General features: G+C 72.7%; 11 protein-coding genes and 1 pseudogene. 6 read left to right on the plus strand and 6 right to left on the minus strand.

Annotated elements, in window-relative coordinates:
* Together JFN87_RS06650 and JFN87_RS06655 are read right to left on the minus strand one after the other, a co-directional pair.
* Positions 1–312: pseudogene (locus JFN87_RS06650) on the minus strand (hypothetical protein); the annotation flags it as partial.
* 144 nt (positions 313–456) lie between these two features.
* The gene (locus JFN87_RS06655; RefSeq protein ID WP_209339000.1) at positions 457–1,128 is read right to left on the minus strand and encodes a bifunctional DNA primase/polymerase; all 672 of its coding nucleotides are present in this window, start codon (positions 1,126–1,128) and stop codon (positions 457–459) included.
* 330 nt (positions 1,129–1,458) lie between these two features.
* Between JFN87_RS06655 and JFN87_RS06660 the strand changes: the two genes are divergently transcribed.
* Positions 1,459–2,841 (plus strand): NsdA family TPR-like regulatory protein, encoded by a 1,383-nt coding sequence (locus JFN87_RS06660; protein WP_209338960.1) that lies wholly within the window; start codon positions 1,459–1,461, stop codon positions 2,839–2,841.
* 163 nt (positions 2,842–3,004) lie between these two features.
* On the plus strand, positions 3,005–4,738 hold the full coding sequence (locus JFN87_RS06665) for a hypothetical protein (protein WP_209338961.1): 1,734 nt from the start codon (positions 3,005–3,007) through the stop codon (positions 4,736–4,738).
* A gap of 54 nt (positions 4,739–4,792) precedes the next feature.
* Here the strand turns inward: JFN87_RS06665 and JFN87_RS06670 are convergent, their stop codons facing one another.
* From JFN87_RS06670 to JFN87_RS06680, 3 genes are all read right to left on the minus strand, one after another.
* On the minus strand, positions 4,793–5,284 hold the full coding sequence (locus JFN87_RS06670; protein ID WP_209338962.1) for a hypothetical protein: 492 nt from the start codon (positions 5,282–5,284) through the stop codon (positions 4,793–4,795).
* Between the two features lie 41 nt (positions 5,285–5,325).
* On the minus strand, positions 5,326–5,715 hold the full coding sequence (locus tag JFN87_RS06675; protein WP_209338963.1) for a hypothetical protein: 390 nt from the start codon (positions 5,713–5,715) through the stop codon (positions 5,326–5,328).
* 78 nt (positions 5,716–5,793) lie between these two features.
* Positions 5,794–7,968: a hypothetical protein gene (locus JFN87_RS06680; protein WP_307865333.1), complete on the minus strand. Its 2,175-nt coding sequence runs from the start codon at positions 7,966–7,968 to the stop codon at positions 5,794–5,796.
* Between JFN87_RS06680 and JFN87_RS06685 the strand changes: the two genes are divergently transcribed.
* The 4 genes from JFN87_RS06685 to JFN87_RS06700 all read left to right on the plus strand — a co-directional run bounded on the left by JFN87_RS06685 (position 7,937) and on the right by JFN87_RS06700 (position 11,871).
* Positions 7,937–8,593, plus strand: coding sequence for a carbohydrate ABC transporter permease (locus tag JFN87_RS06685; RefSeq protein ID WP_307865334.1), 657 nt, complete (start codon positions 7,937–7,939; stop codon positions 8,591–8,593). The genes JFN87_RS06680 and JFN87_RS06685 overlap by 32 nt on opposite strands.
* A complete protein-coding gene (locus tag JFN87_RS06690; RefSeq protein ID WP_307865335.1) occupies positions 8,590–9,444 on the plus strand; it encodes a carbohydrate ABC transporter permease in 855 nt (284 codons plus the stop codon). Before JFN87_RS06685 ends, JFN87_RS06690 begins: the two co-directional genes overlap by 4 nt.
* Positions 9,445–9,598: 154 nt before the next feature.
* On the plus strand, positions 9,599–11,107 hold the full coding sequence (locus JFN87_RS06695) for a beta-N-acetylhexosaminidase (protein WP_307865336.1): 1,509 nt from the start codon (positions 9,599–9,601) through the stop codon (positions 11,105–11,107).
* Complete coding sequence (locus JFN87_RS06700; protein WP_209338966.1) at positions 11,104–11,871, plus strand: GntR family transcriptional regulator; 768 nt, start codon at positions 11,104–11,106, stop codon at positions 11,869–11,871. Before JFN87_RS06695 ends, JFN87_RS06700 begins: the two co-directional genes overlap by 4 nt.
* 30 nt (positions 11,872–11,901) lie before the next feature.
* On the opposite strand, the gene JFN87_RS06705 is transcribed toward JFN87_RS06700, so the two are convergent.
* Positions 11,902–14,688, minus strand: coding sequence for an NPCBM/NEW2 domain-containing protein (locus tag JFN87_RS06705; protein ID WP_209338967.1), 2,787 nt, complete (start codon positions 14,686–14,688; stop codon positions 11,902–11,904).
* Positions 14,689–14,858: the final 170 nt, after the last annotated feature.

The following is a 14,858-nucleotide window of genomic DNA, read 5'->3' on the forward strand; positions in this document are numbered from 1 at the left end:
GCCGCTCGGCACCTGCGCCGCCGCCGCGCCGTCAGGCCCCGGGCCTTGGCCTTCCGTCCCGGGCGACGGCTGCTGCGATTGCGCGTGCGCGCGCGCCCTGGGCTGCTCCTGCCGCGCCGCCTGCGCCTGCGGGCCTTCCCCGGGCGCCTGCGGCGCCTGCTCCTGCGCCGGGCCGGGCGCCCGCCGCTCGGCGGACCCCTCCCGCGGCAGCGGGCCCCGCGGCTGGTCAGGCCGCTGCCGCTCCTCCCGCGGGTCCCGCGGACCCTCCGGGCCCCGCGGCTCTCCGGTCTCCGGCCGTGCCTGGTCCGGCATCCTGCTGCACCTCTCCCCGTGCGTCGCCCCCCGTGAACGGGCCCAGCGTATGCACCGTGCCCGCTCCTGGCATCGGCCCTCGGTGGGAGAAGCGGGTGGAGAGCGGGTGGAGACATGCCCGGCGCGCACCACGCCACGGCCGGCTTACGACATTCGTGCCTCTTGTCCACAGGCGTACGCGAGCGGGCTGATCATCTCATCGGCTTCCGGCAGCCAGCGGTTGGCCCGGGTGGGCCTGCGCGCCCACTGGACCGCGCCCATCCCGCCGATCCGCGTCGGCGGCGCCGCGACGTAGTGCCCCTCGCCGCGCGGCACCAGGTCGATCGCCGTCGGCGACCAGCCGAGGGCGCGCACGAGACCGGCCGCCTTCGCGGCGGCGCCGGGCAGCACGAAGAAGAGCATCCTGCGATCGGGCGTGCGGGCCACAGGACCGAGCGGCAGCTCCATGCGCTCCATGCGCGCGAGCGCCAGGAAGCCCGCCGACTCCGGCACGTCCAGCACGTCGAACGCGCGCCCCGTCGGCAGCAGGACCGAGGCCATCGGCTGCCGCGCCCAGAGCCTGCGCGCCGTGCTGCCGCTGCCGGTCGCCTCCGTCGCCCAGCCGTCGCCCGCCGGGTGCGCGCCGGGAGCGGAGCACCGCGGCTGCCCGCAGGAGCAGGCCTCCGTGCCGCCGGCCGCCTCCAGCCAGGTCCCTGGGAAGACGTCCCAGTGGCGTTCCTCCGTGTACATCACGGCGCTGTCGAGGGGGAGTTCCGTGCGCTGACCGGGGATCCTGGCGGCGTCCTTGACACCGATGCTCTCTTCCACGAACAGCACAACTCCCGCCACCACGCCGGGTTACGGCCTGGTACGGCGTGCGCCCCCGCTCGCGGAAGGGCCGAATCCGGCATCCGGGGCGCACCGGTGCACTGCCGGGGGCGCGCGCGAGGCCGCGCCGCCGTGGCGGGTAACCCTCTGCGGGGACCTGACGCGCGGCCAGGGACGTGCAGTCCCGGACGCACCGGTCGGCACCAGCGTCCCAGGCGGCACCTCCGACACACCCGGTGAACAGCGCGAACGTCATCAATAACGCTGAACTTTCGCATTCTCCGCATATTCGCAGGGCAGTGTCACGGAGATGATCACTGCGGGCACAGGAGGCATTCCTTGGCAGCCAGACCTCTCGTCGCGCGCCAGCCGAACGAACGGCTCCAGGCGCTGATCCAGGAAGCGGCGTGCTCCAACGCCGGGCTCGCCCGGCGCGTCAACATGGTCGGCCACGAACGCGGCCTCGACCTGCGGTACGACAAGACGTCGGTGGCGCGGTGGCTGCGCGGCCAGCAGCCGCGCGGGCGCGCGCCCGGCATCGTCGCCGAGGCGCTCGGGCGCAAGCTCGGCCGTACGGTCACGATCGACGAGATCGGCATGGCCAACGGCAAGCACCTCGCGTCGGGCGTGGGGCTGCAGTTCGCGCCCACGGTCGTCGGCGCGATCGAGCAGGTCTGCGAGTTGTGGCGCAGCGACGTGGGCCGCCGCGACTTCCTCGCCGGGTCGTCCGTCGCGTCGTCGGCGCTCGTCGAGCCCAGCAGGGACTGGCTGATCACCGGCGCCGACGCGGCCGTCGAGCGGTCGTCGGGCGCGCGCGTGGGGCACACGGACGTGGACGCCGTCGTGGCCATGACGGCGGCGCTCAACGACCTCGACCACCGTTTCGGCAGCGGACACGTGCGTCCCGTCGTCGTGCACTACCTCAACAGCGTCGTGTCGGGGCTGCTGGCGGGGTCGTACCCGGACGCCGTCGGCAGACGCCTCTTCGCGGCCGTCGCGCGCCTGACGGAGCTCGCCGGGTACATGGCCGTCGACACCGGCCAGCCGGGCCTCGCGCAGCGCTACTACATCCAGGCGCTGCGGCTGGCCCAGGCGTCGGGCGACCGCGGCTACGGCGGATATGTGCTGGCGGCGTCGATGAGCCATCTCGCCGCGCAGCTCGGCAACCCGCGCGAGATCACCCAGCTGGCCAGGGCGGCGCAGGAGGGCGCACGGGGGCACGTGCCGGAGCGCGCGCTCGCCATGTTCTACGCGGCGGAGGCGAGAGGGCACGCCCTCATGGGCGACGCGCACCTCTGCCAGGAGGTCGCGAACAGGGCGCAGACCGCGCTCGACAGGGCGGGTGACGACCCGGCGGACGACCCGGACTGGATCGCCCACTTCGACCAGGCCTACCTGGCGGACGAGTTGGCGCACTGCTACCGCGACCTCGGACGCCCCCAGGCGGCGGCCCAGCACGCGCGCGACGCGCTCGAAGGCCACCCGGAGACGCGCGCGCGGCGCAGGGCCATCGGCCTCGTGGTGCTCGCGACGGCGCAGGTCCAGCAGCGCGAGGTGGAGGAGGCGTGCAGGACGGGCGCGCAGGCGGCCGACCTCCTCGGCACGCTGCGCTCCAGCCGCGGCACGGAGTACCTGGAGGACCTGCGGCTGCGCCTGGAGCCTTACGGGAGCGAGCCGGTGGTGCGGGAGTTCGCCGCGGAGATGGAGGTGCACGTCGCGTGAGGCGCGGGCCCAGGCCGTGCGGGTGGACGGACGGGGAGACGGGCGGGAGACGGGCGGGGGACGTTCGTCACGTGAGGCGGCGCCCGTGGCAGAGCGCTGGATTCACCCGGTAGCGTGAGCCGACGGTTCCGAAGGTCCACACGTTCCACACGTAGGAGTCCTGGTGACGCACGGCGGGCAAGGGGATGAGCGGGTCGCGCCCGGAGGCGAGCAGCCGTGGGCGCAGCCCTGGCACGCGTCCGGCGACGACCCGAACGGCCCGGGAGGGCAGCCGCTGCCCGCCTACCAGGACACGCGCGACGGCCGGCCCGAGGACGGCCCGCAGCACGGCCAGGGCGGCCAGGGCGGCCAGGGGCGGCACGGCAGGCACGCCCAGCCGTCGTACGGCGATGCCCCTGGCGACGCGCCGTACGGGGGCGGCGGCGGCCAGTCCTTCCAGGGCAGGCTCTACGAAAGCCCGTCCTACCCGCAGGACTCGGGCCCGTCCGGCCCGTCCGGCCCGTCCGGCCCGACCGGCTCGTCCGGGCCTGCCGACCCGTCCGCACCGTCGCAGCTGTCCCAGGCGTCCTACGGGTACGGCGCCGGCGCGCAGCCCCTGCCCGAGGAGAGCGCCGCCCCCGGCAGCGCCGACGCGACGCGGTTCCTGCCGCCCGTGCCCGGCGCGGGCGTCCCCATGCCGCCGGGCGGCGACTCGGCGGCCACGCAGTTCATCCCGCCGTTCCCGCAGCAGGACCCGGCGGCCCATCAGCCGATCCCGCAGCCGGGCTTCCCGCAGCCGGAGCCCCAGCAGCCGGGCCCCCAGCACCCGGACGCGCAGGCCACGCAGTTCATCGCGCCCGTGCCGCCGCAGGACCCGCACACGCCGCCGCCCGGCGGCGCCTACGGTGCGGGCCCCGGCGGCGAGGAGCCGCCCAGGCAGCCGCCCGCCGAGTTCGACAACCTCTTCCGCAACGGCAACGGCAACGGCGGGCCGGCGTCCGGCGGACGCATAGGCCAGGCGAGGCAGGTCAGCCTCGCCGCACCGCAGAACGCCGACGCCACGCAGCACTTGCCGCAATTCGACGGCTACGACGCCGGCGGCCCCCAGCAGGCCCCCGGTTACGGGTACCCCCAGCCCCCCGCGTACCAGCAGACGTCCGGCTACGGGTACCCCCACCCCGCCGCCCATCAGCAGACGTCCGGCTACGGATACCCCCAGTCCTCCGGCTACGACACCCCGCCGCCCGGCGGCCAGGGCGACTACCGCGACGGCGGCAGCAGCAGGCCGGGCCGCAAGAAGTCGCCGGCGATCCTCATCGGTGCCGTCGCCGTGGTCGCCGTCGTGGGCTTCGGCGTCGGCGCGCTGCTGAGCAGCGGCGGCGGGGACGGGAAGAAGGGCGACGCGACGGTAGCCGCCGACTCCTCCGCGTCGGCGGGCAGCGGCAAGTCGGCCCCGGCCGACCCGGCGCAGCCCCAGGCCAAGGCGCTCGACCAGCTCCTCGCGGACAGCAACGACAGCCGTGAGGCCGTGATCGGCGCGGTCGGCGACATCAAGACGTGCAAGAACCTGGACGGCGCGGCGTCCGACCTGCGTGACGCGGCGAAGCAGCGCCGCGGCCTGGCGGACCGGCTGGACAAGCTCGCGATCGACAAGCTCCCCGACCACGACCAGCTGGCGTCCGCCCTCACGGCCGGCTGGAAGGCGTCGGCGGCCGCCGACGACCACTACGCGACCTGGGCCCAGCAGGCCAAGAGCCACAAGGTGTGCAAGCACGGCAGCGCGCGCAGGACCTCGGCGGCGGCCCAGGGCGACAGGTCGAGCGGAGAGGCGACGACGGCGAAGAAGCAGGCCGCCAAGTTGTGGAACGTCATCGCGGCCAAGTACGGCCTCAAGCAGCGCTCGTCCGCTGATCTGTAGCGCGGGGCGGATCTGTAGCGCGGGGCCCGGCGTGTCCCCGCGCTGGGTGCGCTCTCACCGCTCCAGAAAGCCGGACGCCCACCCGGCGGCCAGCGCGCAGAGCACCGGCACCACGAGCAGCGCCACCCCCATCGGCCACGGGAACGGCCCTCGCGGCCGCTCCACCTGACGCGGCGTGAACGCCTTCGTCGTGGCCGCCTTCGTCCCCCGCGTCGACAGCGGCGTCAAGGCGCTCACCAGCACGAGCAGCGCCTCGCGCCACCGCAGCCGCTCATCGCCCTTCACGGGGAGCGTCCACGACGACGTCCACCGGCGGAACGGCAGCAGCGCCAGCACGGTCCCCCACAGGAACCCGGCGCCGCCCGCGAACGACTCGGACCACGGAACCTGCGCGCCGAACCGCAGGACCAGCACGAGGCCTGCGAGCACCGGCGCTGACAGCGCCGGTATCCACCGCTCCCCGCGTACCGGCAGCCACCGCAGCAGCACGCAGGTGAGCACCACGTTCGGCACCAGCGCGATGGCGGCCCAAAGGATGTACGGCACTTCGGCTCTCTTTCTCCAGGGGCGCGTCCGCCCGCTGCCGGTCAGTGGACGAGGAACGCCACACCGACGACGACGAGCGCGAAGGTGCCCACGAAGAGCCAGCCGTACTTGGTGGCCTTCGCCTCCACGCCCATCGCCTTCCCCTCGCGGCGCAGGGCGATCTGCCGTCTCATCCATGGCATGTAGATGAGCCCCGTGATTGCCGCGCTGAGTGCCGCCAACGTGTACATGTACGACGCCTCGTGTGCGGACTCACCCACTGCCAACGTACGGCCGAGCACGTAGGCGAGGCCTACGCAAGGGGGCACCACGAGCGCGTACAACCGCTTCCGCCACGTCTGGCACAGGCTCGCGATCACGACTCCCATGGCCAGCCCGGCGAGGACGGCGAATATCCACCACCCCGTGTCCGACATATCGGGTGTCAGCATGTGCCTTTCCTTGCTGCTCGGCGAAGTGAAGGGGAGCGGGGAGGGGCGGCGCGGCGGCCGCCCTCCCCGCCGGCTGGATCAGCCCCAGCTCAGCCAGCCGATGACGGTCGTGACCCCCTCGGTGGCCTTGTGCACCAGCTTGCCGCCGAACTCCTCCGCCGCCCCGCCGCCGAACTTCCTCAGGAGGGCCCCCTGGCCCATGAAGATCCCGTCGACGAGGAACATCCCGAGCGACTCCTGGAACTCGCTGCTGGTCCAGCCGTCGGCGAACCCTGTCAGGACGGTGCTCACCCCGTGGATGCCCCAGGCGGCCACACCCACGCCGAGCGCCACGGCTTCCGCGGCGCCGTCGAGCGGCGGCGGGAGGAACGCGCCGCCGATGGCGATCCCGAGGCCGGCCGTGCCCACCAGCGTGCTCCAGTGGTGGGTGACCTCGGCCCAGTCCTTCGCGCTGCCGATGTCCTCGGGCCAGATCCCCCAGTCCTCGTACCAGGGCTTGTCCTCTTCCTCGGTCTGCGAGGGGTTCGTGCCGTCCGCGTAATGCTGCTTGGCCTCCTCCGCGGCCTTCTTCGCAGCCGCGGCCGCCTCGGCCTTCGCCTTGTCCGTCGCGATCTTGCGGGCGTCGCTCGCGGCTGCCGCGGCGGCCTGCGCGTCCTTGCCCGCCTGTACGGCGGAGGCACGCGCCGCCGCGGCCGAGGACTGCGCGTTCGCCGCGTACGAGACCGCCTGCTGGGCGGAGGCGGCGGCCTGGCGCATCGACCAGTTCGCCGTGCGGGCCGCGCCCCGGGCGACCTTCGCCGCCTCCTTGGCGGTCGCGGCGGACTTCGCCGCGTCGGCCGCGGACTTGTCCGCCGCGTCAGCGTTGTCCTTGGCCTCCTGCGCGGAGTTGGCGGCGTCATCCGCGTAACCCTGCGCCGCTGCCGCCCACTCGGCCGCCTCCTGGGCCGCGTCGTTGGCCTCCTTCGCCGCCTTCGTCGCGAGCGCGGCGTCCTGCTGGGCGGTGAACGCGATCTTCGCCGCGTGCGCGATGGAGGCGCGGACGGCGGCGACGTGGGTGGCGTCGTCCTGGTCGAGGCGCGCGATGTCGAACTGGTCGTGGACGATGAAGTTGCGCCGCATCCGCGCGGAGCCCTCCAGCACGATCTGCGCCGCCGACTTCATGTAGGCGCCGCCGGTGCCGAGCAGGCGGAATACCTCGACCTGGTCGTCCTTCTTGATCGCGTCGATCAGATCGATCGTGAGGAACCGGTGCAGCGCCTGGGCGCTTCCGTCGTCGAGCGCCGCCTCCGCTCCCGCCTTCACGGCCGTGCCCGGGTTGCCGCCCAGAAGCGCGAACACCTTGAGGCGGTTGTCGCCCACGGCTGCCTCGACCGCGCCGGACTCGAGGAAGACGCGGGCGGCGTCGGGGTCGTCGCTCGCCAACGCGTCCGCGGCCGCTGCGGACACGGCCGCCGTCGACACCTTGGCGACGGACAGCACCGTCTCGCGGTCGTCCTGACGCTCGGCGATGGCCCGGTCGGTCTCCAGCCAGTTGACCACGTCCTCGTCCGCGCCCCCGAGGGCGAAGGCGGCGGCCTGGCTGGTCCACGTGCCGGTGGAGTCGAGGAGCAGGACCGCGGCCTTGCGGCCGTTCACGACGGCCGTAGGGGTGTCCTTGGCCTGGAGCGCCGACTCGGCCGCCGCGACGGCGTCCTTGACGTCCTGTGAGGTCTTCTCAGCCTGCGTGCGCTGCCTGTCGGTCCTCGCCGTGTCGTCGGTCTCGGCCTGCGCCAGGATGCGCGCCTGTTCGACGCCGGTCTCCGTGTCCTGGGCGATGCGGTCGGCGTCCGCGGCGCGCGCGGCCTTCTCCACGTCCGTGGCCTCGTTGACCGCGTCCGTGGCCGTCTTGGCCGCCTCCACCGCGGCAGCGGCGTACGCGGTCGACCGCTTGGCGTACTCGACGGCCTCGCCGGCGTGTTCCGCGGCCTCGTCGGCGGCGTCCGCGGCGGCGTCCGCGTGGTCGGCCGCGCTGTTGGCGGCGTCGCGCGCGACACGTGCCGATGAGGCAGCCTTGTTCGCCAGGGACTGGGCTGTGCTCGCCGCCTTGGTGGCACGCGCAGCGGCCGCGTTCGCCTCGGCTGCGGCCTGCCGCGCCGCGGCGGCCTCCGACTTGGCGACGCCGGCCGAAGTGGCGGCGTCCGCGGCGGCGTTGGCGGCGGCCGCGGCGTTCTGCGCGGCGCTGGTGGCCGGCACCCTGGCGATCGGCCTGGGCACCGCGGTGATGCTGCGCGGTCTCGGGCGGTTCGCCCGTACCGCCGTGACGCTCACACTGATCGCCTCGTGGGCCATGCCCAACGTCGCGGCGACGCTGGTGTGGCAGTGGCTCTTCCAGCCCGGGTACGGCGTGGTCAACTGGTGCCTCACGCGGCTGGGCTGGTTCGGCGATCTGACCCAGCACGACTGGACCGCCCACTCCCTGACCGCGTTCGCCATGGTCTGGCTGCTGGTGGTGTGGCAGTCGGTGCCGTTCGTCGCCCTGACGCTGTACGCCGGTCTCACGCAGATCCCGCGCGCCTACTACGAGGCCGCGTCGCTCGACGGCGCGGGCGCGTGGCGCTCGTTCCGCGTCATCACCGTGCCGTTCCTGCGTCCGGTGCTCGGCCTGGTCACCGTCCTGTCCGTCATCTGGGACTTCAACGTCTTCAACCAGTTGTGGATCCTGACGCAGGGCGGGCCCGGCGGGTCCACCACGACCCTCGGCGTGTGGTCCTTCACCAAGGCGTTCAGTTCCAGCTCCTTCGGGCAGGGCGCGGCGATCGCCGTCTTCTCGGTCGCCGTCCTCGCGGTCCTCACCGCCGTTCACGTACGCGGTCTGGTGCGCGCCGGGGAGGAGTGGTGAGCCGCCGGGGGGCCGCCCGCACGGCGGCACGCCGCGGGCGCAGGATCGCGCTGAACACCACGGCCGGCCTGTTCTGCCTCCTGTGGATCTTCCCGGTGTACTGGATGCTCAACACCGCGCTGACGCCGTACGCGAGGATCGTCCGGCCGACGCCGAGCTTCCTGCCGTCGCCGCCCACGCTCGCGAACTTCTCCGACGCGGTGCACCAGCACGGCTTCCTCGTCGATCTGCGCAACAGCCTGCTGGTGACGTGCACCGTCATCGTGGTGGCGCTGCTCGTCGCCTTCGTGGCGGCCGTCGCCCTGACCCGCTTCCGCTTCCGGGGCCGCCGATCCTTCCTGGTGGCCGTGCTCGCGGTGCAGATGGTGCCGCAGCCCGCGCTGATCATCCCGCTGTTCCTCAGCCTGAAGAGCGCGCACCTGCTCAACCACCTCGCCGGCCTGGTCGGCACGTATCTGGCGCTTGTGCTGCCGTTCACCCTGTGGACGCTGCGGGGGTTCCTGGGTGGCGTGCCGCGTGAACTGGAGGAGGCCGCCATGGTGGACGGCGCGGGGCGTGTCACCGTCATGCGCCGCATCCTGCTGCCGCTCGTCCTGCCGGGGCTGATCGCCACCAGTGTGTTCTCGTTCATCACGGCCTGGAACGACTACCTCTTCGCCTACGTGATCATGAAGGACCAGAGCGGCTACACCCTCCCGGTGTGGCTCGTCTCCTTCTCCACCGGCACCGGTACCGACTACGGCGGCCTGATCGCCGCATCGGCCCTCTTCTCGCTGCCCGTGATCGTGTTCTTCATGCTCGTCCAGCACCGTCTGGTGGAGGGAATGACGGCGGGCGCGGTGAAGGAGTGACGCGCGCACGCGCCGCGACCCGCGACCGCCGGCGGCATGGGCGCCGGGGGCCTGAGCGCCGGGGGCCTGAGCGCCGGGCGCACGGTCCGCCCCCGGTGGGACGAGCCCGCTGCCCACGCCACCGTACGCCCGCGCGTCACCGGAGGAAGCCCTCGTGATCATCCCTCAGCCCGCAGGAGTGCGCCGGATGCCCGGCCGCCTGGCCCTCGCACCGTCCATCCGCCTCGACGCGGGCCCCGGCGCCGTCCCCGCCGCCGAACTCCTCGCCCACCACCTCGGGCCAGGCCGCCCGCGCTCCCGCGAAGGGACCCCCCTGCGGCTGGCGCTGCGGCCGGGCGGCCCGCCCGAGTCGTACCGCCTCGTGGTGGCGCCTGGCGGGCTCGACCTGACCGCCCCGGCGCTGGCAGGACTGCTGCACGGAGTGCACACACTGCGCCTGCTGATGGACGAGGACGGGAGCGGCTGGCCGTGTGTCGAGATCGACGACGCGCCCGTGATGCCGCGCCGCGGTGTGCTGCTCGACGTGGCCAGGCACTTCATGCCCCTGGACTTCCTGCGCTCCTTCATCGACGAACTGGCCCTGCACAAGCTCAACGTGCTGCACCTGCACCTGACCGACGACCAGGGGTGGCGCATCGAGATCGGCGCGCGGCCGCGGCTGACGGAGATCGGCGCCTGGCGCACCGAACCCGACGGCTCCGTGCACGGCGGCCACTACACGAGGAAGGACCTCGTGGCGCTCGTCGAGTACGCGGCGTCCCGCGGCGTCGAGATCGTCCCGGAGATCGACATGCCGGGACACGTGCGTGCCGCGCTCGCCGCCTATCCCGGCCTCGGCAACGATCCGCGGGGCGGTGTGACGGTGTGGAACGGCTGGGGCGTCAGCGAGGACGTCCTCGCCCCGCACGACGGGTCGCTGGAATTCCTGCGTGACGTCCTCACCGAGGTCGCGGAGGTCTTCCCCTCCCCCATCGTCCACATCGGCGGCGACGAGTGCCCGACCGTCCAGTGGGAGCGCAGCCCCGCCGCGGTCCTGCGCGCGCGGGAGGCCGGCCTGGACGACCCCAGGCTGCTGCGGTCGTGGTTCGTCGCCCGCATGCACGAGCACCTCACGCGCCTCGGCCGGCGCACCGCCGTGTGGGACGACGGATCGCGCCTGCCGGGGGGCCGCCTGCCGTCCGACGCGCTGCTGACGGTGTGGCTCGACGCGGCGCACGCCGCCACGGCCGTGGCCCGTGGGCACCAGGTCGTCATGGCCCCGCACACCGCCACCTACTTCGACTACCGCCAGGGCGACGGCCCCGACGAGACGCCCGCCCCCGGGCATCCCGTGACCACGCTCGCCGACGCGTACGCCTTCGAGCCGCTCGCCGGCGGCCTGCCCGCGGCCGACATCCGCCGGCCGGAGCAGGCAGGAGTGGTCGCCGTCCAGGCCCAGTTGTGGACGGAGTACGCGCCGACACCCGACCATGTCCGCTACCTCGCCTACCCGCGCCTGTGCGCGTTCGCCGAGGCCGCGTGGTGCGCCGAACGCCCCGGCTTCGCGGCGTTCCGCTCGCGGCTGCCAGGGCACCTCGGCGTGCTGCGGTCGCTGGGCGCGCTCGCCGGCCCGGGGCCTCGGTGGGAACGGCCGGCCGATGCGGCTGAGAGGATGAAGCGGTGAGCAGCACCCAGCGCAGGGAGGCCGGCATGCCGACGGTCCGACGACCGGCCACGGCGAAGAGGGACCTGGTCCGGCGCCATCTGGTCGACATCATCGAGAGCGCGGGGCCCGGCACCGGGCTGGCGTCCGAGCGTGACCTCGCCCTCGAACTCGGCGTGTCGCGCCCCACGGTCCGCGCCGCGGTCGAGGAGCTGATCCACAGCGGGCTGCTGGTCCGCAGGCACGGCCAGGGCACGTTCACCAGCCCGCACAAGGTAACCCAGGAGCTGTCGGGCACCACCACCAACGGCATGGCCGTGCCGCCCGCCGAGGGCCACTGGACGAGCCGCATCGTCTCCTTCCGCACCACGCAGGCCGGGCCGACGCGCGCCCAGCGCCTCGAGGTGCCGCCCGACGAGCCGGTGCGGCGCGTCACCCGGGTGCGTCTCGTGGACGACGAGCCGATGGCCATCGAGCACCTGGAGCTCCCGGCCGCACTGGTGCCGACGCTCACCGCGACCGACCTGGAGCACGGCAACTTCTACCAGCTGCTCAGGGAGCGCTTCGACATCCGCGTCCGCGACGCCCTGCAGACCCTGGAGCCGACCGTCACGAACCCCGAGCAGGCCGAGCTGCTCGGGGTCTCCGTGTACGCGCCCGTGCTCCGTGTCGAACGCACCACCCGCGACGTGCGGGGCCGCGTCGTGGAGCTGGCCCAGTCGTTCTACCGGGGTGACCGCTACCGCATCACGTCGAAACTGCGGTTCGACGACGCCTCGGGGTGAGCCGGGCGCCGCCTCCCGGTGGCGTCCGGCTCAGCCCGAGCAGGTGAGGGTCGGTGCGGCCCAGTCCCCGTGGTCGTAGGCGTTGCCGTCGCCCGCGTCGCCGACCACGAGGTCGAGGGTCTGCACGCCGGTGAGGTCGGCGGTGAGCTGCTGCGCGGGGTCGCCTCCTTTGATCGTCTTGGTGGCCGCCAGTGTCTTGCCGTCGCCCAGCACGCTGAACGTCATGGACCCCGAGCTGCCCGCGTCGTCGTCGTTGCCGACCGTGGAAGCGAACTTCGAGCAGTTGCCACCGAGGTAGATGGTGACGTCGCTGACCGAGTTGGTGCCCAGGCCCTTCGGGTAGACGGTGCCGTTGATGGTGAGCGGCCCGCCGTCGCCGGCGTTGGTGCCGCCCACGGACTCGTCGCGCTCGACCGGGCCCCAGCCGTTCGTCGACGCGACGAAGTCGAGGGCGCTGACGTCGTTGACACCGGAGGGCGGCGGCGGGTTGGTCACCGACACCTGTGCGTCCTGCCGCAGCCACTGCGCCACGCCGCCCTGTGCGAAGGTGGCGGTGGCGTTGATCGTCGCGGTGGACGCCTTGTCGGTGGGCGCGGTCAACTGCCAGGAGGCCGAGGCACTGTGGCCCGGCCTGACCGAGCCGAACACCTGAGGCTGCGCGTCGAAGGTGAAGCCGGGTGCGTCAAGGCCGATGTTGACGCCCTGAGCCGCCTTGGCGTGCTTGGGCACCGAGACGGTGGTGGTGACGGTCAGTGTCTTCCCGCGCCGCACGCTCTTGGCCGAGGGTGTGACGGCGAGCGCGGCCGTCGGCCTGGCCGCGCGGACCTTGGTGAAGGAGAGGTTGTCGAACTGGTCGGTGTCGTACGAGGTGAGTCCGAGCCCGCCCTGTCCCGCGCTGTAGCTGCTGTCGTCCACCACGCCGATGTTCTTGCCGTCGACGGAGGCGGTGATCCGTGATCCGCTGAACGACAGGCCCAGGCGGTGCCACTTACCGGTGCCCAGCGGTGCGGTGGCCGACCTCGTCAGGACGGTGTGCTTGCCGTCGGCGTCGCTCTTGAAGATCGTCCAGGCGCCTGTGTCGCTGATGCGGAAGTAGTAGCCCTGCTGGTGGGACTGGGGGCGGTTCTGCTTCCCGGCGCGGCCGATCAGTTCGACGGTGCCCGGCTTGGCGAGTTCGACGTCGGAGTGCATGGAGTAGTTCGTCCACGACGGGTCGCCGACGAGCGTGAAGGCGTCGGAGTCGTCCTGCCATTCGATCGGCTTGACCGGCGCCATCTGCTGCAGGCACATACCACGGCGGCCGGCGGCGCACTTCTGCACCTCGAACGACCCCTGCATGTCGGAGACGTAGCGCGCTTCGGTGCCCGCCGCGTCGCGGTTGAAGTCGTCCTTGTAGGGGAGGGCCAGCGGGTGCGCGGCGGGCGCGGTGGCGGTGCCCTTGCCCTGGCCCGTGGTCGTGGTGACCGTGTAGATGTACCCGGGCTTCATGGTCAGCGCGTACGTGCCGCCGGACGAGGGGGTGATGTCCTGGGTGTGGACGAAGTCCGTTGCCGTGTCCGGGTGGTTGACGTCGGTGGCCCAGACGTGGACGGTGCCGGTGGACAGGCCGCCGCCGACCGTGAAGTGCGCGGTCTGCGTGTCGCCGGCCGTGGTGGTCTCCAGCACGGTGGAGTAGTCCTTGCCGTCCGGCGACTTCAGCGTCACGTAGCTGCCGTTGGACTCGTCGCCGCCGAGGTAGCCGGAGCCGCCGTCGATGAACTTCCAGCCGGGCTCGGCGAACTGGGTGACCTGCGCGGTCGCCCAGGTGTTCTCACCGATGCTGTAGTGCCCTGACCAGGGCGAGCCGGCGGTGGCCAGGCCGACCGTGGAGTACGGCAGGTTCGGGTAGATCGCGGCGATCAGGGGCCAGTTGAAGTAGCTCGTCATCTTCGCGTCGACGTACCCGCGGGTGATGGAGCGGATCAGCGCCGGGGCGCCCGTGTTCATGTCCTGCGAGCCGTTCTCGCTGGCCCACAACGGCTTTCCGTTGTCCTGCGCGGTCTTGGTGCTCGAGCAGCTCGTCGCCGGTCCGCCGTCGCCCTGGCAGGGGTAGTGCGCGCCGATGATGGAGACCGCGTCGTTGAACGCCTTGTCCTTGGCCATGTCGTCGGCGACGTCCCAGCCGCTGTCGTCGGCGACGATCTTGATCTTGGAGTAGCCGGCGTCGTTCAGCGCGGAGCGCAGCTGGACGTACCAGTCGGCGTCGTGGCCGCGCTCGTTCCAGCCGCCGAGGTACTTGATGTCCAGGCCGTGCTGCTTGGCGCAGCCCAGCCACGAGATGAGGTAGTGGATCGTGTCGGTGGACCAGAAGCCGCCCTTGATCCAGCCGGGCGCCGCCCACGCCAGCCCGTAGAGGCCGATGTCCGGGTTGCGCTTCTGCGCCTGCTTCGCCAGCCAGAACTCGTAGCCGGCGTCGCAGTTGACGCTGCCCTTGCTGTGCTCGATCGACGGCTCCGAGCCGTCGGTGGAGTTGGCGTCGCCGCCGATCTCCAGCTTCAGCAGCTGAAGGTCGGCACCGTAGCCCGGCTTGAAGAGGTAGTCGAGGATCTGCTTCTGCTGGGCGGCCGGGTAGTCCGTCAGCAGCCGCGAGTTGCCGCCGCCCCCGCTGATCGCCCCGATGCCGTCGAAGGTGCGTCCGCCCTTGCTCCCGTCGACGCTGATCGACGTGGCGGTGTCCGCGTGGGCGGCGGGCGCCGTGCTCGCCACCAGCAACGCGGCGAGCAGAGCCAGGATCCATAGGGGGATCAGACTTCGTAGGTGCTTGAGCGCTCTGGGCACGGCTGGGACCCTTCAGTTCAGAGTGATGCGAGTCAGCGTGCCTATCTGTTGAATATTTCGTCAATATCGCGAACAATAAAACATAATCAAACATCACAGCCCGCACTGCGACTGGCCCCCGTCCCGCCTATCGTGACCCCGGGGGCCGTGCCATCCGCCATACCGAAGCG

This window comes from Streptomyces montanisoli (assembly GCF_017813245.1).
Taxonomy (GTDB): domain Bacteria; phylum Actinomycetota; class Actinomycetes; order Streptomycetales; family Streptomycetaceae; genus Streptomyces; species Streptomyces montanisoli.